20 protein-coding genes and 1 other annotated feature are annotated in these 23,127 nt (G+C 29.6%); of the genes, 8 read left to right on the forward strand and 12 right to left on the reverse strand.

All coding sequences use genetic code 11. The features are described from left to right. The first annotated feature begins 87 nt into the window (after positions 1–87). Positions 88–798, forward strand: coding sequence for a 2,3,4,5-tetrahydropyridine-2,6-dicarboxylate N-acetyltransferase (gene dapD / locus ACQZHJ_RS13285; RefSeq protein ID WP_430486028.1), 711 nt, complete (start codon positions 88–90; stop codon positions 796–798). Between the two features lie 43 nt (positions 799–841). Here the strand turns inward: dapD and ACQZHJ_RS13290 are convergent, their stop codons facing one another. Both ACQZHJ_RS13290 and pdaB read right to left on the reverse strand, forming a co-directional pair. Next, the gene (locus ACQZHJ_RS13290) at positions 842–1,498 is read right to left on the reverse strand and encodes a single-stranded DNA-binding protein (protein WP_430486029.1); all 657 of its coding nucleotides are present in this window, start codon (positions 1,496–1,498) and stop codon (positions 842–844) included. A 115-nt stretch (positions 1,499–1,613) separates the two neighbouring features. Next, positions 1,614–2,390, reverse strand: coding sequence for a polysaccharide deacetylase family sporulation protein PdaB (gene pdaB / locus ACQZHJ_RS13295; RefSeq protein ID WP_430486030.1), 777 nt, complete (start codon positions 2,388–2,390; stop codon positions 1,614–1,616). Between the two features lie 108 nt (positions 2,391–2,498). Here pdaB and ACQZHJ_RS13300 point away from each other — a divergent pair, with 108 nt between their 5' ends. From ACQZHJ_RS13300 to ACQZHJ_RS13310, 3 genes are all read left to right on the forward strand, one after another. After that, positions 2,499–3,029 (forward strand): DUF4364 family protein, encoded by a 531-nt coding sequence (locus ACQZHJ_RS13300; protein ID WP_430486031.1) that lies wholly within the window; start codon positions 2,499–2,501, stop codon positions 3,027–3,029. A 68-nt stretch (positions 3,030–3,097) separates the two neighbouring features. Further along, positions 3,098–4,204, forward strand: a complete 1,107-nt coding sequence (locus ACQZHJ_RS13305) for an AI-2E family transporter (RefSeq protein ID WP_430486032.1) — start codon at positions 3,098–3,100, stop codon at positions 4,202–4,204. Positions 4,205–4,427: 223 nt separating this feature from the next. Continuing rightward, positions 4,428–5,849, forward strand: a complete 1,422-nt coding sequence (locus ACQZHJ_RS13310; protein WP_430486033.1) for an LCP family protein — start codon at positions 4,428–4,430, stop codon at positions 5,847–5,849. A gap of 142 nt (positions 5,850–5,991) precedes the next feature. On the opposite strand, the gene trhA is transcribed toward ACQZHJ_RS13310, so the two are convergent. Further along, positions 5,992–6,633: a PAQR family membrane homeostasis protein TrhA gene (trhA, locus tag ACQZHJ_RS13315; protein WP_430486034.1), complete on the reverse strand. Its 642-nt coding sequence runs from the start codon at positions 6,631–6,633 to the stop codon at positions 5,992–5,994. Between the two features lie 123 nt (positions 6,634–6,756). On the opposite strand from trhA, the gene ACQZHJ_RS13320 reads away from it, so the two are divergent. Next, positions 6,757–7,254: a cupin domain-containing protein gene (locus ACQZHJ_RS13320; protein WP_430486035.1), complete on the forward strand. Its 498-nt coding sequence runs from the start codon at positions 6,757–6,759 to the stop codon at positions 7,252–7,254. A 155-nt stretch (positions 7,255–7,409) separates the two neighbouring features. Here the strand turns inward: ACQZHJ_RS13320 and ACQZHJ_RS13325 are convergent, their stop codons facing one another. From ACQZHJ_RS13325 to ACQZHJ_RS13335, 3 genes are all read right to left on the reverse strand, one after another. Next, positions 7,410–8,981, reverse strand: coding sequence for a chloride channel protein (locus tag ACQZHJ_RS13325; protein WP_430486036.1), 1,572 nt, complete (start codon positions 8,979–8,981; stop codon positions 7,410–7,412). Between the two features lie 113 nt (positions 8,982–9,094). After that, positions 9,095–10,420 (reverse strand): bifunctional folylpolyglutamate synthase/dihydrofolate synthase, encoded by a 1,326-nt coding sequence (locus tag ACQZHJ_RS13330; protein WP_430486900.1) that lies wholly within the window; start codon positions 10,418–10,420, stop codon positions 9,095–9,097. A 227-nt stretch (positions 10,421–10,647) separates the two neighbouring features. Next, positions 10,648–13,290, reverse strand: coding sequence for a valine--tRNA ligase (locus ACQZHJ_RS13335; RefSeq protein WP_430486037.1), 2,643 nt, complete (start codon positions 13,288–13,290; stop codon positions 10,648–10,650). Between the two features lie 145 nt (positions 13,291–13,435). Beyond that, positions 13,436–13,652 (reverse strand) — a binding site (T-box leader). Positions 13,653–13,814: 162 nt separating this feature from the next. Here ACQZHJ_RS13335 and ACQZHJ_RS13340 point away from each other — a divergent pair. Continuing rightward, positions 13,815–14,165, forward strand: a complete 351-nt coding sequence (locus ACQZHJ_RS13340; RefSeq protein WP_430486038.1) for a tetratricopeptide repeat protein — start codon at positions 13,815–13,817, stop codon at positions 14,163–14,165. Positions 14,166–14,226: 61 nt separating this feature from the next. Here the strand turns inward: ACQZHJ_RS13340 and ACQZHJ_RS13345 are convergent, their stop codons facing one another. Genes ACQZHJ_RS13345 through ACQZHJ_RS13355 form a run of 3 tightly spaced genes read right to left on the reverse strand, consistent with a single transcriptional unit; the run spans position 14,227 to position 17,284 of the window. Further along, entirely contained in the window at positions 14,227–15,390 is a 1,164-nt protein-coding gene (locus tag ACQZHJ_RS13345) for a transglutaminase domain-containing protein (RefSeq protein ID WP_430486039.1), read from the reverse strand. Between the two features lie 5 nt (positions 15,391–15,395). After that, positions 15,396–16,034, reverse strand: coding sequence for a recombination regulator RecX (gene recX, locus ACQZHJ_RS13350; RefSeq protein ID WP_430486040.1), 639 nt, complete (start codon positions 16,032–16,034; stop codon positions 15,396–15,398). 5 nt (positions 16,035–16,039) lie between these two features. Beyond that, positions 16,040–17,284 (reverse strand): M16 family metallopeptidase, encoded by a 1,245-nt coding sequence (locus tag ACQZHJ_RS13355; RefSeq protein ID WP_430486041.1) that lies wholly within the window; start codon positions 17,282–17,284, stop codon positions 16,040–16,042. 94 nt (positions 17,285–17,378) lie between these two features. On the opposite strand from ACQZHJ_RS13355, the gene ACQZHJ_RS13360 reads away from it, so the two are divergent. Together ACQZHJ_RS13360 and ACQZHJ_RS13365 are read left to right on the forward strand one after the other, a co-directional pair. Continuing rightward, complete coding sequence (locus ACQZHJ_RS13360) at positions 17,379–18,050, forward strand: response regulator transcription factor (RefSeq protein ID WP_430486042.1); 672 nt, start codon at positions 17,379–17,381, stop codon at positions 18,048–18,050. After that, a complete protein-coding gene (locus tag ACQZHJ_RS13365) occupies positions 18,050–19,576 on the forward strand; it encodes a HAMP domain-containing sensor histidine kinase (protein ID WP_430486043.1) in 1,527 nt (508 codons plus the stop codon). The genes ACQZHJ_RS13360 and ACQZHJ_RS13365 overlap by 1 nt, the downstream gene beginning before the upstream one ends. A 107-nt stretch (positions 19,577–19,683) precedes the next feature. Here ACQZHJ_RS13365 and ymfI read toward each other — a convergent pair whose 3' ends face one another. The 3 genes from ymfI to glyA form a co-directional block, all read right to left on the reverse strand. After that, a complete protein-coding gene (gene ymfI, locus ACQZHJ_RS13370; protein ID WP_430486044.1) occupies positions 19,684–20,430 on the reverse strand; it encodes an elongation factor P 5-aminopentanone reductase in 747 nt (248 codons plus the stop codon). Positions 20,431–20,677: 247 nt separating this feature from the next. After that, positions 20,678–21,628 carry a dipeptidase gene (locus tag ACQZHJ_RS13375; protein WP_430486045.1) on the reverse strand — a complete coding sequence of 317 codons (951 nt, stop codon included), beginning with the start codon at positions 21,626–21,628 and terminating at the stop codon, positions 20,678–20,680. A gap of 247 nt (positions 21,629–21,875) precedes the next feature. Continuing rightward, positions 21,876–23,108, reverse strand: coding sequence for a serine hydroxymethyltransferase (gene glyA, locus ACQZHJ_RS13380; protein WP_430486046.1), 1,233 nt, complete (start codon positions 23,106–23,108; stop codon positions 21,876–21,878). Positions 23,109–23,127: the final 19 nt, after the last annotated feature.

Below are 23,127 nucleotides of genomic sequence, written 5' to 3' on the forward strand. Positions count from 1 at the left end.
TTTTTGTTTATAATAATCTATATTATGTGTTATATTTTATTAAATATATAAAACTTAAAATGTTATAAAGAAAGGATGTAATTTGATATGAGTTATAACTTTACAGATCCATATGAAATTGCTAGATTCATAAAGGAAGTAAAAAAATCAACTCCTGTTAAAGTTTACGTTAAAGGAAACTTAGAAGGTGTAGAATTCGGTTCAATAGAATGTTACGGAAACAATGATTTCTATGTATTATTTGGAGAAAGTGACGAAGTTGGAACTTTCTTAACTGAAAATAAAGAAAGAATAGAAAACTTCAGACTTGAAAATGACAGAAGAAACTCAGCTATTCCAATGTTAGACCTATTAAACATAAACGCTAGAATAGAACCTGGCGCAATAATAAGAGACAGAGTATCAATCGGAGATAACGCTGTTATCATGATGGGTGCTGTTATAAACATAGGTGCTGAAATAGGCGAAAGCACAATGGTAGATATGAATGCTGTTGTTGGTGCTAGAGGTCAACTTGGAAAAAGAGTTCACTTAGGTGCTGGTGCTGTTGTTGCTGGTGTTTTAGAACCACCTAGCAAAACTCCATGTATAATAGAAGATGACGTTCTAATAGGAGCTAATGCTGTAATATTAGAAGGTGTTAAAATTGGAAAAGGTTCAGTAGTAGCTGCTGGCTCAGTAGTAGTAGAAGATGTACCTGCTGGTGTAGTTGTTGCTGGAACTCCTGCTAAAGTAATTAAATCAGTTGATGATAAAACTAAAGATAAAACAGAAATCTTAGATGATTTAAGAAAATAATAAAAAAAAGCCATGAGAAAAACTCATGGCTTTTTTTTATTTATTAAGATATCTCTTCGTCAGAATCAGTTTGCTCTATTTCAGCACTTACCTTTTCCATCTTAGAAATTGAAACTTCATATGCTACTTTTTTAACAACTTCTGTTTCAGATATTTTCTTTTGATATTCTCTACTTTGAAGTCTTCCCCAGATTCTTATGTTATCCCCTACTTCTAATGTTTTACAGAATCTTGAGTTTCTTCCCCATGCTATTGTTGGAATATAATCTGATTTATTGTAAGATCTATTTACTGCTAATAATAAATCAGCAATTTCTCTTCCAAACGGAGTTGTTCTATAAATAGGCTCTTTACAAATAAAGCCATCTAAGAATATTTCATTAGGATTCTTGCTTCTCTCCTCACAGTATTCTATGTTTCTTGCAAATACTGTTAAGATAAGCTTGTTATTTCCATCAATGAATTTATTATAACTTCTTAATTGTCCTTCAACAATTATGTCTGTTCCAACTTTTAAATCCATTGTTGTTATTAATCTTTCTGAAACAGTAATATTTAATAAATCCTTTGAATCACTTAACCTCATAACCTCTAAATCGAAAGTATAGAACCCCTCTCCATACATTTCGTGACTGAACGATAGCTCTGAAACTACGGTTCCTTCTAAATAAATTTTGTTGTTTAACATTAAATTATCCATTTTAACCTAAACCCCTTTCCCCATTAGTGTTTAATCATATAAGTTTAATATGTTTTTTGTATTTATCTGTATATCTAATAACTATTTCCATTATAATACATTTTGTTCAACGATTTCAACTGTTTTTTTGTTTCTGATTGATTAACATTTGTTTTCCATTGTCATCTATTTCGTAACTATTTGCATATATTATGTCGCTTATTTTAACAAATTGGTAACCCTCTGCTTTAAGCTTAGGAATAATCTCCTTTAAGTTGTTTACAGTATATTTACCATTGTTATGATAAAGAAGTATTGAACCGCTCTTAACATTTTTCATTACTTTATTATATTCCTGTTCTTTGCTTACTCCCTTCCAATCAACACTATCAACATCCCATTGAATACACTTATATTCCATATCATTTACTAAATTTAAACTTTCTTCTGAAAAAGAACCGCTTGGAAACCTAAAAAGTTTTGTCTTTATTCCCACAGTATCCTTAATTATAGACTCTGTTTTTTTCACTTCCTCAATTATTCTTTCTCTACCTATATTTTTAAAATTAGGATGAACATAACTATGATTTCCTATTTCATGCCCTCTATTGTATATTTCTAAAAGTTTTTTATCATTTCCTTCCGGATAAATTACCCATTTTCCCATTATAAAAAAAGTTGCCTTAACATTATTTTCATCTAGTAAATCTAGAATATCATATAGATAATCATTTTCTGCCCAATTCACATCAAAAGTAAGACTTATTTTTTTATCTTCTCTTTCAACAGAATGAATTGGCAACTTTTCCTTTGCTAAAACATTCTGAAAAGATATAATTATAATTCCTAAACAAATAAAAAATAATCTGAAAGATACGCAAAGATAATCTGAAATATTTAATTTATTTTTCATGATATCAACTCCTTAATATTTTAATCTTAATCAAATAACTTTATTATCTTAAAACATATATGGTATAATAGGATTATTATTTCAAAACAGTTATGGAGGAAAACATAAATGTATGATAGCACATTAGAATTAGCCGAAAATAAACTACTTCTTTTATATATAATAAAGTCCTTAAAATATCCTATTTCTAATACTCAGCTAACGGATATAGTATTAGAAAATAGCTTTATAAATTATTTCATGTTACAACAGTATGTTTCTGAGCTTATATCATCTGAATTCTTAAAGTATGAAAAACAAGATGATTCTAAAGAAATAATAGTTTTAACATCTAAAGGAGATAAGGTATTATTTTTCTTCAAAGATAGAATCTCTCCAAACAAACTAAGCTTAATAGATGAATATGTACGTAAGCATACTGAAAAAATCAAAAAAGAGTTAAGTATCTCTGCAGATTATACTGTTGGAGAAGATAGTTCTTTCATAGTTAACCTTAAGGCAATAGAAAATAACACTATATTAATAGACTTAAATGTAAGTGTTCCTTCTAAAACAGAAGCTAAATCTATTTGTAACAAATGGAATACTAATTCTTCTGATATATACAACAAAATAATTCATGCACTTATAGAAGATTAATAAACCTTCTATATATTATTAGCAAAAAAACAATATAAAATTTATATAATTTCAGGGGGAAAACACAATTGTTTAAGAAACATAATTTTCACTTTAATTGGCTCCCATTAATATTAGTCTCAACTATAGCAATTGGATTAATATTAAATGCTAAGATAATTTTTAGTGAAGAAATTCAACCTTTTTTATCTGTTTTAACACCGTTTTTTTGGGCTTTTGGAATAGCTTACTTAATAAATCCTCTTATGATGTTCATAGAGAAAAAATTTAAGCTTAAGAGAGCTCTTTCATTGATAATAAGTTATATTCTAGTAATAATTTGTGTTTACATATTAATTGCAATTATTGTTCCAACAATATTTAGCAGTTTATCTGAACTTTTTAACAATTTAACAGAATATGCAAGTTCAGCAGAAGATTGGATTAATCAAACATTGGCAAACTTAAAGGTTCCATTAGATTTAAACCATTTAAATACATCTGCGGCAGAATTTATTTCAAAAACTTCTGCATTACTTTCTAATGTAGTTGGAAGTTTACTAACTCAAACTATAAAGATTACTTCATCTGTTGTTAAATTTGTATTTGGATTTATAATATCTATATACATGTTAATGGATAAAGAAACTTTATTAGCAGGATGTAAAAAAATTGTTATTGCAGTTATGCCATCAGAAAAGTCATCAAAACTTTTCATAAGCTTTATGGCTGAAGCTCATAATATTTTTAGTAGATTTATAATTGGTAAAATAATAGATTCGCTTATAATTGGTGTTCTTTGTTATATAGGATTATTATTGATGAAAGCTCAATATTCTGTTTTAATCGCATTTATAGTTGGATTAACAAATATGATTCCTTATTTCGGTCCATTTATAGGTATGATACCAGCATTCATATTAACACTTATAGTAAATCCAGCTATGGCAATATGGGTACTTTTATTCATATTCATACTTCAACAATTCGATGGATGGTATTTAGGACCAAAAATATTAGGAGATCAAGTAGGCGTTTCACCACTATTCATAATATTTGCAGTTACTGCAGGCGGTGGCTTATTTGGAGTTTTAGGAATGTTCTTAAGTGTTCCTATAATTGCCTTAATTAAGATTTATACTGAAAAATTTATAGAATATAGACTTGAAAGTAAGAAGCAAAACTTAGGTTCATAAAATTTATATTTAAAGGGATATACTATTATGTATATCCCTTTATTGTTAAACTAATTGTTAATAAACATGTAAATGTGATGTGTAATATCCCATATTATGTTATTATTAATTACAATAATATTATAATATCAACAGGATATTACATTAAATTCTATTTATTTTACATTTTATTAAAACGTTTAAATGTAAATTCTAACTATTCTTTAATTGAAAGGAAATACCTATGGATAAAAAAAAGCACTTTAATTTTAGTAAAAAGCAAAAAATACTTCTGTTTTCTTTATTAGCTATTCTAGCTGTAATAATTTCATCAGTAAGTTTTTTTATAATGCGATTCTATAATCATTCATATGAAGGTAAAAAAGAACCTACAAAGGTTAATGTTGTAGATGAAAATATTAATTTTACTGAGGTACCTGGCATAACTAATATTTTACTACTTAGTAGTGATGCAAGACCCGGTGAAGATGTTTCAAGATCTGACTCTATAATGATACTTACAATAGATAATATCCATAAAAAACTTAAAGTAACCTCTTTAATGAGAGATATGCTTGTTGAAATTGATGGCCATGGTGAAGAAAAGCTAAACCATGCTTTTGCTTATGGTGGTCCTACAAAAACAATTGAGACAATTCAAAATAACTTTGGTATAAAACTAGATAACTATGTAATCGTGGACTTTAGCGCCTTTGTCAAAGTCATAGATTCCATAGGTGGCGTTGAAGTTACTATAAAAGACTATGAATTAGATGAACTTAATAAATATATACTTGATGGTGGTGGTTCTGAATCTGATTTACTACCTGAACCTGGAACATATAACCTAAATGGTTACCAAGCTCTTTCTTATGCAAGAATTCGTAAGGTTGGAAATGGTGAATATGAAAGAACTGAAAGGCAAAGACTTGTTCTTCAGCTTGCTCTTGAAAAAGTCAAGGATGCATCTACCGTTAAGCTTGTTTCATTAATGAATGAACTGTTCCCTTATGTAAAAACTAATATTTCCTTAACTAATGCTATGGATTATGGGTTCACAGCGTTACAAGTAGGTAAAGATTGTAACTTTGAAATTGAACAATTTAGGGTTCCAATAGATAGCATTTCACATGGTGGTATATTAGACAATAAAGGATGGGTATTTATAATTGACAAGGTTGAAACTTCTAAGGCTCTTCAAGAATTTATTTTCAATGATAATCCTAATTACGAGCCAGATACAAGCAACTTTAAATCAATAGTTAATAAATATTATAATCACTATGATATTAAAGACGATACCTCTCACCCTGACTATGAATATGTGCCTAGTAGTAGTAACAATATATCTAATAAAAAACCAAGTTCAAATAACAATAATAACTCTAATAGTAATAAGCCTACTCCAGAAAAACCAAATAATTCTGGAAGTAACAATCCCGAGCCATCAAAACCTGGTACAGAGAATACTCCTGATATAGAAAAACCAACTGAACCTGAAAAGCCTGTTGCTCCAGAAGTAACTCCTCCACCAACTACTGATGAAGGAACTAATAACAACTCTGGAAACAATAATTCGGGCTCTTCTGAAAATGGAGGAAATAGTAATCAAACACCTGAAGGTGATGGTAATATTTCATCAAATGGCTCAACTCAAAACAATTAAATAAAGTTTATATTAAATTTATTACAATAAAAAGCTATATGAAATCTGAGTTAAACTAGGTTTCATATAGCTTTTAATCTTTGTTATATTAATTTTTTACTTTAAGTATTTTTAATTATGCTACAAAAAAGCAAATTATATTTTACAAGTATAATAATACTGAAAAGAAATGACTAACGCTTCCACCTATAACAAACAAGTGCCATATAGCATGATTATATGGCAGTCTATCCCATACAAAGAATATGCATCCTAAAGTATAAAACAACCCACCAATAGCAAGCCATAATATAGCCATATGCGGTACAGATACCCAAAGATCTTTAACAACGAAGATTACTGCCCATCCCATAAATATATAAATAAATGTCGATAACTTTTCAAACTTATTTATAAACATCGACTTAAATACTATTCCTAATATAGTAAGTACCCAAATCATAATAAATATAGCCATTGCCTTTTTATTGTCTCTTAAACAAACTAGAACATATGGAGTATATGTTCCTGCTATTAAAAGATATATTGATGAATGGTCTATTATCCTAAAAACTCTCTTAGCCTTTTTATTTGGTATACTATGATATAATGTTGACCCCAAATATAACAAGACCAAAGTTATACCAAAAATTGTGTAGCTTATTATTTTGTAAATATCTCCACTCATAGAGGAAAAAACTATAAGTAATACTGCTCCAACAACAGCTAATAGTGCTCCTATTCCATGAGTTATTGCATTTGCAATTTCTTCTCCTGTTGTATAAAAATCTAATTCATCATTCAAGTCTATACCCCCTACTCTTATTACTTATATTATATTTATATTTTAGAATTCTATTTGTAATTATACCACTTATGATTTATGATTAAACAATAAATCATAATTTTATTTATAAGGAGGATTAATATGAATTATTCAGCTGATTATTTTATCAAATCATTAGATATGAATGCCCACCCAGAAGGTGGCTACTATAAAGAGTCTTTCATCTCTAATAGCAAATTACCTGAAAACACATTACATATTAACGAAGAGAGGTTTCTTTGGACTAGCATATATTTCTTGTTAAGAACTGGAGAAGTTTCAAATTTTCATAGATTAAAATCAGATGAGATGTGGTATTTCCATGCTGGTGAAGCTCTTACAATATATATGATAAGTCCTAATGGAGAACTTATAGAAAAGCACTTAGGCTTAAATATTGAAAATGGAGAATCTCCACAAGTACTAGTTCCAAAAAACTACATATTCGGTTCTTCAATGAACAAAGATGGTTTTTCGCTAGTTGGATGCATGGTTGCTCCTGGTTTTGATTTTAAAGACTTTGAATTATTTGAAAGAGAAGATTTAATTTCTAAGTATCCTGCTCATAAAGAAATTATAGAAAAGCTTACAAGATCATAATTCAGATAATTTATAATATAAACAAATATAAATAATGGTGTTAAAACTAAAAATGGGGTTATATCAAGATACTTAATAACAAAACTTATAAACATTTGTCTTAAGCTTTATCATTAAGTTTAGATATAACCCCTAAAATATATTTTTATTAAAATTTATTTATTAGAACACATACCACAGTCTGCTTTTTCTGAAATTTCATCATAATATTCTGCCTGTTTTTCTTTGCTAAATATTATTTCTAGCACATCACCAGATTGAATCGTAGTCTCTCCATTAGGTATTATCTCTTCTGCCCCTCTAAAAATTGTTATAATAAGACTATCTTTAGGCCATTTAACTTCTTCTACTTTTTTACCTTCTAACTCTGAACCGATTTTAACTTCGAAATCAAAAACTTCTTTTTTCTTAACTCCTCTGTCAAAATTTATGTTTAATTTCTTTAATAGTCTCTCTAGAAGACTTTCGTATATTGGTTTAGTTTGTAATACATCAGATACTAAGTAAGCTACTGTAACTGTTATTGCAACTGGTAGTAAATGATTAAATGTACCGGTCATTTCAGTTATAAGCATAAGCCCTGTTATTGGTGCTTTTACTATTGAAGCAAATTGTGCTGCCATAGCTAATACTATAAAGTTTAATATTAAAGTACTCTCCATTCCAAAATATCTATGTAGTACTATTCCAAATATAGCTCCAACTATTGAACCTAGAGCTAATAGTGGAAAGAAAATACCTCCTGGTACTCCAGATGAGTAACTAAAGAAAGTAAATATGAACTTTATAACCAATATCAATAAAAGCATCTTTATTGCCACATTTCCATTGATTATGCTTTCTATCAATGAATCTCCACCATCTATTACCTTAGGTATTGTTAGTGCTAAAACTCCAGTCATAACAAATGGTATTATTGTTTTAAACTGAACGGGAATTTTCCCTAATGTTTTTTCATAGAAATCTTGAGTTTTTAATAACCCTTTATTAAATATATAACCACTTATCCCTAATACAGCTCCTAAAATTATAAGAGTCCAGTAATATTTAATAGGTAATTCATAATTATAAGGAATATTTATACAGAATTCATTTCCCAAGATAAGATTATCTATAAAAACTCCAGTAAGTGATGCTGATAAAGCTGCTAACATAACAGGTAATGAAAAACTTCTATGAACCTCTTCTAAAGCAAATATTGCTCCTGATAATGGAGCATTAAATATAACCGCTAATCCAGAACTTGCCCCTCCTGTTATCAAAAGCCTTTTTTCAAAATCACTTTTTTTAAATATTTTTGCAAATCCTTCTCCAATAGATGCTCCTATTTGAACTGAAGGTCCTTCCTTACCAAGAGAAAGTCCTGAGGCCATACATATAACCCCGCCAATAAACTTATCTCTAAATACTTTTAGCCAATTGACACTAATTTTTCCACTTAACTCTCCCTCAACTTGAGGTATTCCACTTCCAGCTATCATAGGATTATTTTTTACTATTAATCCAACTATATATCCTAATGCTATAAGTAGTAGAAATAGTGGAATTATATAATACGGATTATTTCGAGTAAACGCATATATTTTGTTAAATCCTTCTATTCCAAATCCTATTATGGTCTTATAAATCATAATTACAAATCCAACAATAAGACCAACAACAATTCCATGAAATATAATTTTAAACTCTATATTTTTCAACCCATTTATCTCTTGATCTCTCTTCATATTTAACCACTTCCATAATATATTTTATGAATAAATTATATACTATTTGTTAATAACAATTCAAATTTTATAAATATTATTTAAGCAGCTAAATCTTAATTATTTAAATTACCCTAATACTTAATAGTTCTTAATTGTTCATGCTCACTTTTATCTCTTATAGCTTTTCTCATATCTCCAACCATATATAAAGAACCACATATTAAAAGTAAATCTTTATCTCCAACAAGTTCTAACCCCTTCTTATACGCATCTCTATATTCATTAAACTTAAAAGTTGTCTTTCCTAAAGCTTCTACTTTTTCCTTTAACTCATCTATATTCTCCGCTCTATCACTATGAGGTTCAACTACTACCACATTCTCTACACCATTAGTAATCTCATAAATCATTTCATCTACTTGCTTATCACCTAAAATACCCAGTATTAAAGTAATCTCTTCAAAATCAAAGTACTTATCTACACTTCTTCTTAAACTTTTAATTCCATCTATATTATGAGCTCCATCTATTACAACTAGTGGATTTTCTTTTAAAATTTCCATTCTTCCAATCCACTTAACCTTACCAATTCCACTTTTAATGCTTTCTTCACTTATATTAACCCCAACATCATGCAAAGTTTGTAAAGCACTTAATGCAACTAAGCAATTTTTCACTTGATGTTCTCCAAGTAAAGGTAAATCTATTTCAAAAGCCTTTTCTTTAACTAAAGCTTTTATTTTCTGAACATGTTTCTTCTTATCTATAGTTATATCTTTTAAATTTTCTAAATCTACAACTTCTAAATCACAGCCTAATTCTTGTGTTTTATTTCTTATAACTTCTAATGCCTCTTCATCTTGAGGATAAGAAATAACAGGTACACCATCTTTAATTATTCCACACTTTTCTCCTGCAATTTCAGCTATTGTGCCTCCAAGTATATTCATGTGATCTAAACTAATAGATGTTAAAATAACTAACTCTGGACTAATAACATTAGTGGCATCAAGTCTTCCTCCTAATCCTACTTCCAAAACTGCATAATCAACTTTCTTCTTTGAGAAATAATAAAACATTAAGGCTGTTATTATTTCAAACTGAGTTGGACTTTCATACCCAAGCTCAACAACTTTCTCAATAGCATTCTTAACATCATTCATAAGCAATGCTAAATCTTCTTTTTTTATATTTTCCCCATTAATCTGTATTCTCTCCTCAAACTCTTCTAAATAAGGAGATGTATACATTCCAACCTTATATCCAGCTTCCCTTAAAACAGAGGTTATCATGGCTGTAGTTGACCCCTTACCATTAGTTCCTCCAATATGTATAAACTTAGTATCCCTATGTGGATCCCCTAAAAACTCCAAAACCTTCTCAATTCTATCAAGCCCAAAATTCATACCAAACCTTGAAGCAGTAACAATATACTCCATAGCTTCATCATAATTCATACTCATATATAGCCCTCCTAAATATAATAATAGAGTGTGTATCCAACTAACCTAAAGTTAATTATCCACACACTCCTAAGATTTAGCTAATATTTATTTTTAACTAGAACGTAAAGAATATCTTAATGAGCAATTAGTGTTTCATTATCTATGTAAGAATAATAGAAATACTTTGCGAAATTAAGTAATTCCTGAAGTCTAGTTAAAAATAAATAACATGCTAAATATTATTGTAAAGCTTCTATTCTTTCTAGAACAGCTTCTAACATTTCTTTGTATTTAACACCTTTAGCTTTTTCTTCTGCAACAACAGCCTCTGGTGCTTTACTTACGAATCTTTCATTAGAAAGCTTCTTCTCAACTCTTAAGATTTCTCCTTCAAGTTTAGTTTTCTCTTTATTTAATCTTTCTAATTCTTTTTCTTTATCAACTAAGTCAAGTAATGGTAAGAATAACTCTCCACCCTTAACAACAACTGATACTAAGTTATTATCTAAGTTATCTTTATTATCTAAGAAAGTAACTTCTGATGCTGATGCAAGCTTCTCTAAGTAAGCTCCACCGTTTATGAATGCATCTTTAGCCTCTTCTGAAGCGTAAGCCATAACCTTAGCTTTTCTTGAAGGTGGTACGTTCATCTCAGCTCTTAAATTTCTTAATGATCTTATAGCTTCCATGATGAATGTCATATCCTTCTCAGCTTTTTCGTTATCTAAAGCTTCATCATATGTTGGCCACTCAGCAATTGTGATTGACTCAGTCTCAGTGCTTAAGTGAGTATATATTTCTTCAGTTATGAAAGGCATTACTGGATGTAATAATTTTAATCCTGTATTTAATACAGTGTAAAGTACATTAAATACTACGCCCTTAGCTTTTTCATCTTCACCATATAATACTGGCTTAACTAATTCTATATAGTAATCACAGAACTCAGTCCATAAGAAGTCATGTACTTTTTGTAGAGCTATTCCTAACTCATATTTTTCCATGTTTTCAGTAACTTCTTTGATTAGTGAGTTCATTCTTGATAATATCCATTTATCTGCTAAGCTATACTCTTTGCAGTCTTTGTATTTATCCATAAGATCTCTGTCTAAGTTCATCATAACGAATCTTGAAGCATTCCAAATCTTATTAGCAAAGTTTCTTGCAGCTTCAACTCTCTCAGGGATGTATCTTATATCATTTCCTGGAGCGTTTCCTGTTACTAACATGAATCTTAAAGCATCAGCTCCGTACTCATCTATAACTTCTAATGGGTCAACACCGTTTCCTAATGATTTACTCATCTTTCTTCCTTGAGCATCTCTTATGATACCGTGGATTAATACTGTATCAAATGGAGTTTCTCCCATGTTATGGATACCTGAGAATATCATTCTAGCAACCCAGAAGAATATTATATCGTATCCAGTAACTAATGTTGATGTTGGATAGAAGAATTCTAAATCATCTGTTCTTTCTGGCCATCCTAAAGTTGAGAAAGGCCATAAAGCTGAACTAAACCATGTATCTAGAACGTCTTTATCTTGCTCTATGTTCTCTGATCCACAGTTACAGCACTTAGTTGGGTCATCTAACTCAACCATGATTTCTCCGCAATCTTGGCAGTAGAATACTGGTATTCTATGTCCCCACCATAACTGTCTTGAAATACACCAATCTTGAATGTTTTCCATCCAGTTAAAGTAAGTCTTCTCAAATCTTTCTGGAACGAATTTAGTTTTCTTGTTTCTTACAACTTCTATAGCAGGATCTGCTAATGATTGCATTTTTACATACCATTGTTTTGATATGATTGGCTCAACTACAGTACCACATCTATCATGAGTACCAACGTTGTGAGTATGAGGTTTTATCTTAACTAATAATCCTAACTCCTCTAAGTCAGCAACCATTTGTTTTCTAGCCTCGTATCTCTCTAAGCCTTTATATTTTCCACCTAAGTGGTTGATTACACCGCTATCATCCATAACTCTGATTTGTGGTAAGTTATGTCTCTTACCAACTTCGAAATCGTTAGGGTCGTGAGCTGGAGTTATTTTAACTGCTCCTGTTCCGAATTCTACATCAACATAGTCATCAGCGATTACAGGTATTTCTCTATCTGTTAAAGGTAATTTTAACATCTTACCTACTAAATGAGCATATCTCTTGTCATCAGGGTTAACTGCTACTGCACTATCTCCAAGTAAAGTTTCTGGTCTAGTTGTAGCTATTTCTAAGAACTCATCTGAACCAACTACTGGATACTTTATGTGCCAGAAGTTTCCTTCCTTCTCTTCATACTCTATCTCAGCATCTGATAAAGCAGTTTGACATTTAGGACACCAGTTAGTTATTCTGTTTCCTTGGTATATTAAACCTTCTTTATATAATTTAACGAATACATGTCTTACTGCCTTACTTAAGTTTTCATCCATTGTGAAAGCTTCTCTTGTAAAGTCAGCTGAGCATCCCATTTTCTTAAGCTGCTCTCTGATTCTTTCTCTATACTCCTCTGTCCATTCCCAAACTTTTTCTAAGAAAGCTTCTCTTCCCATTTCTTTCTTGTAAAGACCTTCTTTTAAAAGCTCGTTTTCAACCTTAACTTCAGTTGCTATACTAGCATGGTCTTGTCCTGGTAACCATAAAGTGCAGTATCCTTGCATTCTCTTAAATCTTATAAGCATATCTTGAAGTGTGTTATCAAGTGCATGACCTAAGTGTAATTTACCAGTTATGTTTGGTGGTGGCATTATTATTGTGTAAGGTTTTTTACTCTTATCAACTTCTGGAGTAAAATACTTTTTCTCTTGCCAATTGCTATAAAGTCTTTCTTCGAACTCTTTTGGATTATACGTTGTAGAAATATTTTTGTTATCCATAAGACAAACCTCCTTAAAATTTAAACACATTTATGTATTTATTATCTTTATTTAAAACACCAAGAAAATTCTCTTGAAGTGTCTTTTAACTTTTATATTTTCCATTTAAATAGAATTTTAGGCAATAAAAAAAGCCTTCAATCCATAAAAGGACGAAAACTCGCGGTACCACCTTTTTTCCCTCAAAATTAAGGGCTCTCTAAAAACTAACGACTGAAATTGCCGTCTTTGATTACTTTAATAATTTCACCAAAGAAACTCAAAAGCTACCTTCAAGATATCAAGCTTAGAAATCTTACAACCTAGGATTTCCTCTCTGAAAAGCTATTCCTACCTTTACTCCTCTTTATCACTGTTTATATCACTATTTAAATTATAGATATATCTTATACCATTTTCAAAAGCTATGTCAAGTAAGTCGAAATAAATTAACTTTTAAAAATTTTATTGAAAATTATACCTTAATGAATATTATTCCAAAAATAGTTAATAATTAAACTAGATATTTTTTAGGAGGTCTAAGTATGAGTAATTTTTCTAAAGGTAATGAACTTTATAATACCAAAAATTATAGTGATGCCATAAACTATTATAAAAAAGCCTTAGATAATGACGAATGTAAATGTCATAGTTATTACAATGCCGGTGTTTGTTACATAAAATTAAAACAATATGAAAAAGCTATAGGAATGATTACTAAAGCTCTTGAGCTTCATCAAGACTCAAAGTATTTTTTCAATTTAGCATATTGTTACTCCATGACTGATAACAACGCAAAAGCTTTAAGATATTTTAATCTAGCTTGGGCTTTAGATAATGCTGATCACGACTGTGAAAAAGCTATAGATTTAATACTTTCAAAACTTACTAAATAATGCCCCTAACTCCTTTAACATATATAAAAATAACCAAGCATTAATTTGCTTGGTTATTTTCTTACCACTCGCCTATTATTTCAGCATTTTTATGACTATCTATGTTTTTTCTGCTATCAAAGTAGTTACCAGCTTTTCCAAAGGTAGGGTCAACAGTTATCCATCTATCTTCATCCTTAAGATAAACTTCATTCCAAGAATGTGGTCCCCATTCCTTCCCATTAAAGCCTTCTCCTGTTATTATTCTAACCTTCAAACCAACTTCTCTAGCCATAGCTACATAAAGACAAGAATAATCAAAGCAAATTCCTCTTCTACTTTCAAAAGCTTCTATAGCTCCTGACTTATACTGAGAGGGTTCTCCTGTTATATTCTTTGCCTTTTCATCATCATAGGTTATATTTTCACTTATCCATTTATATAGAATCTTAGCTTTTTCCTTATCTGTTTTAGCATTTTTAGTTAACTCTATAGCTTTTTCATCGATATATTTATTTGACTTTATTCCTTGCTCTAAAGTTACACCATTGTATAAATTTATTACATTGACTTGTTTTTCAACTCTTTTTTCAGTACCTTCCTTAGGCTCAGATTCTACCCCTCTACTAAAAGCACTCTCATATTCCTCATGAAATGATTTATACTCTCTAGTAAGAGCTGCATAATAGTCATTGTCCTTAAGTATTTCATAGGATTTTGAGTTTACTGTCAACTCTTCCATCTTACTACCTAAATATCCATTACTGCCTAATATAACAATAACAAGAGTACTTATCACCATATAAAATATGGCTTTAGGTATATTTAAAATTAAGGCCGCTCTCTTTCCAAATTTTTTACCTCTCTTAGCTTCTGCATTCTTTAGCCATTTTAAGATTGGGTTTACTATTATAAAATTAAACAATAAGAACACAAATCTTACTAAGAAATATAGTATTAACGTTAGGAATAAAACTATCAATGCAATTATTACTTGAGGTGAAATGTTTAATCCTGATATTAAAGAATTAAATTCTACTACTAAAATAGAAAAAGCCTTCTCTATTACATTAACTTTTTTTATAAAGATAAAACTTAAATACAAAGCTAAAAAGAAGGCTAAGTATCCTCCAAGCTCCTCAATACTATGCTTTATTCTTATAATATTAAATTTTCTTTTATAAGAAATAATTAAAGGTAGTATAAAGGAACAAACTATAATTATATCTATTAAGTTAAAATTCATCCTATCTACTCCATTAATTCATTATTAGTTAATTTTCTCACTATTCTATTACAACATTCAAAGTCGTAACCTTTTGACATAAGAAATCTAAATAATTTTTGAGATAATTTGTATTTATCACTTTCTTTTTTCTTTAGTATATTAAATCTCTTTTCTGCTAATTTAAAAGCAACATCACTCTCATCTTCACTGTCAATCTCTGATAGTTTTTCTGAAAGTAACTCCTCACTAATTCCTTTTCTTATAAGAGCATACTTTATTTTATTTCTTCCTTGAGTTCTTAATCTATCTTTTATATACATTTCTGCATATTTTTCATCATTTAAAAGATTATACTCCTTTAGAAAATCAATTGCTCTATTTATTGTATCCTCTTCAAACCCTCTATCTATAAGTTTATCTCTTAATTCTTTTTCTGTTTTATAAGTTTTTTCTACAGTTTTAAGTGCTGAATTTTTACATTTTATAAAGTTATCTTCTTTTGCAATTTCAGTAATGACTTCTACATCTATCACTGAATCTTTTTGTATTCCTTGCTTGTAAATAAGCTCTGCATCACAGGCAAATGTATATTCATTATCAACATATACATTTACTCTGTTCTGATTTTTCTTTTGAACTTCTATACTTGTTATTTTCCCCATTGTTTCTACTCCATTGGTCTTAATATGTGTATAGTAGGATTATTTAGGTATTTGTTACAAACCCTATATATATCATCTACTGTCATTTTTTCTAGCTCTTCCATACTATCTATAAACTCAGTTATATCCTTACCAGCTAAACTCTGAACTAAAACATAGCCACAAAGACTACTACAATCTTCTAGTGTTGAAACAACTCCTGTTTTATGAGTTTTTTTCATCATACAAAGCATATCTTCATCAAAGTTTATAACTTTATTTTTGATATCATCAATAGCTGAATCAATGACTTCCATAACTTCATCTATTGATTCTTCTCTAACTGATGTAAAAATATTCATTGTATTAACATTTTCATCTAAATCCATTTGACTATAAACATCATACGCTAGTCCTCTTTCTTCTCTTAACTCTCTAAATAATATTGAGTTTGAACTTTCAGCTAGCTTATAGCTTAAAATCTTCAGTGGAAGTTTATCTCCTTCTTCAACCTCTTCAAAGGCATAAAGATATGTTACAGTCCCTTGCTCTATTTGAGATTTATATGATGTCTCTACAACATTTTTATTTTTCTCTTTTATTATCTCAGGCTTTTCCCCACAAGTTCCTTCCCATTCACCAAAGAAATCAATTATTATTTTCTGCATCTGTTCATGGCTAAATGCACTTACAGTTACTATTACACAGTTATCAGGTGTGTAATATCTTTTATAAAAATCATAAACTTGTTTTCTTTTAAAACTTTTAACATGTTTTTCTGTGCCCGCTATGGAATTTCTAAGAGATGATTTAGAGAATGCGTATTCATGAGTTCTACTTAGGCTTAGATCTTCAATGTCATCTTTATCACTTCTTATTTCTGATAAAACAACACCTTTTTCTTTCTTCATTTCCTTTTCATCAAAGGATGAATTTAAAATCATATCTCCTAAAAGCTCAATTCCCTTTTCAAATTCTTCATCTAGACAGTTTATACTATATACTGTTGATATATAATCAGTATAGGCATTATAATCTCCACCTAAAAATTCTAATTCTTTATTTAATTCTTCATTATTTCTATTCTTAGTTCCCTTAAAAAGCATGTGCTCAACAAAGTGGCTCATACCTAATTCTTTTTCCTCTTCATATAAAGAACCTATATTAACTCCAACATTTATAGAAGCCATTCTAGTATCTTTTTTTATTGTTATAACTTTTAACCCATTGGGTAAAATTATAGTATTTTCATCAAAAGTCCATCTCTTCATTAAAAACTCCCCTAAAATTATTTATATAAACCTTAGTTTTCATTGTATAATATTAAGTAAGTTAAAACAATATTTTTTAAAGGTTGGTGGTTATATGAATAAAACGGTATTGATTGTTGAAGATGAAATTCGTATTAGATTTCTGGTAAGAGATTATTTCAGAAAAGAAGGTTTTAATATATTAGAGGCTTCTGACGGTGAGGAGGCTCTTAGAATATTTTCTGAAAATGCTGTAGATTTAGCTATTTTAGATATAATGATGCCAAAATTAGATGGTCTTTCTGTTTGTAGAAATATTAGGGAAGTTTCTAACACTCCAATAATATTACTTACTGCAAAAAGCCAAGAGGAAGATAAGCTTTTAGGTTATGAACTTGGCGCTGATGATTATATGACTAAACCATTTAGTCCAAAGGTTTTACTTGCTAAAGCTAAAGCCCTATTAAAAAGAACAGGTACTCCTGACGATAAGAATATATTAGACTTTAATGGTCTTACAATAAATAAACTTTCACATGAAGTTAGAATAAATGGTACTGAAATTCTTCTATCTCCAAAAGAATATGACTTACTTATGTATCTTTCATCAAATGAAGGTATAGCTTTATCTAGAGACAAAATTTTAGATAATGTTTGGGGTTATGACTACTTTGGAGATATAAGAACTGTAGATACTAACATTAAAAGACTTAGAGAAAAACTATTAGACAAATCTAATTACATAGCTACTGTAAGAGGAAGCGGATATAAGTTTGAGGTGAAATAGTGAAGAAAAAAATTTCAAAAAGATTATTTATTATTACCTTTGGTATTATAATATTTCTAACATTATTCACAATGGTATTTCAAATGACATTTTTTCAAGAATTTTATTTTAAAAGAAAAAGTTCTGATTTGAATAATGCGGTTCTAAAATTTAGAGCACTATATGCTTATGATATAAAAAATACAGGTTCCCTATATACAGCATTAAGTTTATTTGAGCTAGAGAACAATGCCAAAATAGGAATATATTCTATAGACAGTACTCCTAAATATCTTACTGATCCAAATGACTCAAAAAATTCTGAGGCTGAAGACTATTTAAATGATATTTTCATGGAGCTTTATAGTGAACCTGATTTTGCTAAACAGCTTTTGAATTCAAATACTGGAGTAACTACTATTTTTAATAGTAAAAAATACTCTACAAAATATATAGTATGCATGGCACCTTTCTCTTTTCACTCTAGAAATGACTCTATTGTTATAGCAATAACGCCATTTCAACCAATAGAAGAAGCCAGTGACTTAATAAAGGATTTCTATAAATATATCTTATTGATAGTTGGTGTGATTGGACTTATTTTATCCTATGTATTCTCAAACTTAATAACAAAGCCTCTTGTTAAATTAAATAAGTCAGCTAAAAAGATGAGTGCCATGGATTTCTCTGAAAAGTGCGATATTAATAGGGAAGATGAAATAGGTAATCTAGCCAAGACTTTAAACTTCTTATCTAAAAATCTTTCTAATGCTCTTGATGACTTAAAAGTGAAAAACAAGAAACTTGAAGAAGATATAGAAAAGGAAAGAGAGCTTGAAAAACTTAGAAAAGATTTTATTGCTGGAGCTTCTCATGAACTTAAAACCCCAATTGGAATTATTTCTGGCTATGCTGAGGGAATAAAAGATGGCATAGTAGATGATAATGACAGAGATGTTTATTTAGATATTATTATTGATGAAGCTGAAAAAATGAATAAATTAGTTATGGATATGCTAGAACTCTCAAAGCTTGAATCCGGTAAAATAGAACTTCACATAATAGATTTTTCTTTAACTGATCTTACAGAGGAAGTTCTTATGAAAAATGCTGTTGAAATAAATAATAATAATTTAAACGTGATAAGAGAATACTCTCCAGAAATAGATTTTTATGTTGAAGGAGATGACTTTAAAATTGAGCAAGTAATAACAAACTTTGTTACTAACGCAATAAAATATTCTGAACCTGGAAGTGACATAATAATCGATATTCATGAAAAAGATGAAGATAGTATTTACTTCTCCATTGAAAACACTGGTTCTCATATACCTGAAGAAGAACTAAGTAAGATTTGGAATCAATTCTATAGAGGTGATATGTCTAGAAATAGAGGTGCTAGAAGTACCGGTCTTGGCTTATCTATAGTAAAAAATCTTCTTCAACTTCATAATAGTGAATTTGGAGCAAATAATACTGAAGATGGAGTTAAGTTCTACTTTATTCTAAAAAAATCTAAAGAAATAAGCGAAGATGAAACTATCTAAGCTAATTAAAAATGGACTATATCAATTTGATATAGTCCATTTTTAATATTACAATTTCTTCATTAATTCATTTTAAAACTTGTCTGTAAAACTTATAAAGTATATTTCTATAACATACCACCATCAACAGTTATTATTTGTCCTGTTAGGTATGAAGAATCTTCTGAGCTTAAAAACACTGCTGTTTTTCCTATCTCCTCAATTTCTCCAAATCTACTCATAGGTATTTCTTCTTCTAAGCTATTTTTATCTTCCTCACTAAGCCATGCATTCATCTCTGTATTTATAACTCCTGGTGCTATGGCATTTACTCTAATTCCCCATGGTGATATTTCTTTAGCTAAAGCTTTAGTGAATAAATTTATTCCTCCTTTAGTAGCTGAATAAATAACTTCACAAGAAGCTCCAACATTTCCCCATATAGAAGAAATATTTATTATTGAAGGTTTATTTCCTTTTCTCAATAAGTCTATAGAATCTCTAGTAAGTTTCATAACTCCTATAAGATTTATATTCATTACTGAATCCAATTCTTCATCACTAGTATCCATGAAAAGTCCAACTTTTGAAATTCCAGCATTATTAACCAAAATATCAAGCTTTCCAAAATTCATCCCAATAGTAGTTATCATATTTTCCCTATGATCTTTTTTAGCTATATTTCCACCTAGGACCTCAGCATTTCCACCCAAGTCCCTAATCATATTAACAGTCTTACAAGCTCCTTCATAATCATTATTAAATCCAACTAATACAAATGCACCAGCCTTACCTAACTCTATTGCTATACCTCTTCCTATCCCCTTAGAAGCCCCTGTCACAAAAGCTACCTTACCTACTAACTTCTTCTCCATCTTATTATCCTTCTTTCTTAAACAACATGTGTTTTTCTCTATATATTCTAATAAAGTTTTTACACCTTTAAATAACTTACTAAGTATTATTATTCTAATCTATGTTTTAAAGTAATGTTGATTTCTAGATATAGATGATAGACCATCTTAATGAGCATTAGAGTTTCATATACAATAGAAACTCTTCGCGAAATTAAGTTAGGTCTGAAGATATAGCTAGAAATCAACACAAACTTAAAACAGAGCTTTACTTTAATACGTCTTTTATTATTCTCTTAGCATTTTTGTAGAATATTTTCTCTATTTCCTCTTCTTTAAAACCTTCTTTTTCAAGAGCCTTTAAAAGCAATCCCATTTTACTAGAATCAGTTATTTCAACTTCATTTTCTATTCCATCAAAGTCAGATCCTAATCCAATTATATCAATTCCACCAACATTTCTTATATGCTTTATATGTCTTACCATATCCTTTATTAAAGCTAAATCTGAAGCATTACAGCCTTCTTCCATTAAAAAAGCATTACAGAAGTTTATTCCTGTTAACCCTCCATTGTTAGCTAAAACCTTTATCATGTGATCTGTTAAATTTCTACTATGTCCTGTTTGTACTCTACTATTTGAATGGGAAGCTATTATTGGTTCTTTAGAATATTTTATAACATCATAAAATCCACCATCTGATAAATGAGATACATCTATAAGCATCCCTAGTCTATTCATCTCTTCTATCACTTCTATTCCTGTTGAGGTAAGTCCATTGTCCTTATACTTAAACTCATAATTTGGATAACCAAGATCATTTACATAATTCCAAGTTAAGGTCATTAATGATACTCCTTCTTTTTTAAATTCCTTAAGTTTATCTACCTCACCACAAATAGCATCTCCACCTTCTATAGTTAAAAATGCTCCTATCTTATTATCTTCTTCTGCTAATTTCAAATCATTTATATTTCTACAAAGCATTATATCCTTTGAGTTTTCATTTAATTCTCCCTTAAAATTTCCAAGCATATCTTTACAATACTCATAGGTATCACTTCTATATTCTTTATCTATAAACAAGGCAAAAAACTGTGCTAGAGCCTCGCCTTCTCTCAACTTCTTAATATCTACTTTTAGATCACTTTCTGCTAATCTTTTGTTTTCATGTAGCATAAGTGATGCTGTATCACAATGAAAATCTATAAACTTCATAAGCATTCTTCATAACTATTGCTATGAATTCTCCCCCTATTTCCTTTAATAATATAACTTCTGTAATTCTCCATATAACTATACCAAAAAAATCTTCTTTTTTAAATTAGATACTCTCTTAAATCAACTTTCACTTAAAACAGAGCCTTTAATTATTACCATGCACTACTATATTATTATTTAAAAATAAAGGCTGTGTTACAAAATTAATTGCAACACAGCCTTATAAAATCATATTATTTACTTATTAATATAAAGGATATTTATCACATAAAGCTTTTACTCTAGCTTTTAACGGCTCTAAATCGCCTTCTCTACCTTCAATAGCATCGTTTATTATAGAAGCTATCTCTTTCATTTCTTCCTCTTTAAATCCTCTTGTAGTCATAGCAGGAGTACCTATTCTAACTCCACTAGTTACAAATGGACTTCTTGTTTCATTAGGAACTGTATTCTTATTTAAAGTTATTCCTATACTATCTAAAAGAATTTCAGCATCCTTACCTGTTATGTCTTTATTAGTTAAATCAACAAGTATTAAATGGTTATCTGTTCCATTTGAAACTAATTTAAATCCATATGATTCTAAGGCTTCTGCTAAAACTTCTGCATTTTTAACAACCTGCTCCATATAAGTTTTAAACTCTGGCTCTAAAGCCTCTTTAAAGCATACAGCTTTACCAGCTATCACATGCATTAATGGACCACCTTGAATTCCTGGGAATATATTTTTATCAATTATTTTTGCAAATTTTTCTTTGCAAAGTATTAATCCACCTCTTGGTCCTCTTAAAGTTTTATGAGTTGTTGAAGTCACAAAATCAGCATAAGGGACTGGTGATGGATGAAGTCCTGTTGCTACTAATCCAGCTATATGAGCTATATCTACCATAAGATAAGCTCCAACTTCATCTGCAATCTCTCTTAAAGTTTTAAAATCTATTGTTCTTGAGTAAGCACTTGCTCCTGCCACTATTAGCTTAGGATTATGCTTCTTAGCTAAATCTCTTACTATTTCATAATTTATCATTTCAGTCTCTGGATCAACACCATATGACACAAAGTTAAATAGTCTTCCTGAGAAGTTAACTGGTGAACCATGAGTTAAATGTCCTCCATGACTTAAATCCATTCCTAATACAGTATCACCTGGCTCTAATATTGAGAAGTAAACTGCCATGTTAGCCTGTGATCCTGAGTGTGGTTGTACATTAGCATGCTCAGCCCCAAATAAATTTTTTACTCTTTCTCTTGCTAAATCTTCAACCTCATCAACTACGTGACAACCTCCATAATATCTTTTTGATGGATAGCCCTCTGCGTATTTATTAGTTAAATATGATCCCATAGCCTCCATAACTGCTTTACTAACAAAGTTTTCTGAAGCTATAAGTTCTATACTATTTTCCTGTCTTTCTTTTTCCTTTTCTACAAGATTTGCAATCTGCACATCTTCTTTTTGTAAATTTTCAAAATTCATTTTCTTCACCCCAAACGTA

Source organism: Clostridium sp. B9 (assembly GCF_050509515.1).
GTDB lineage: Bacteria > Bacillota > Clostridia > Clostridiales > Clostridiaceae > Sarcina.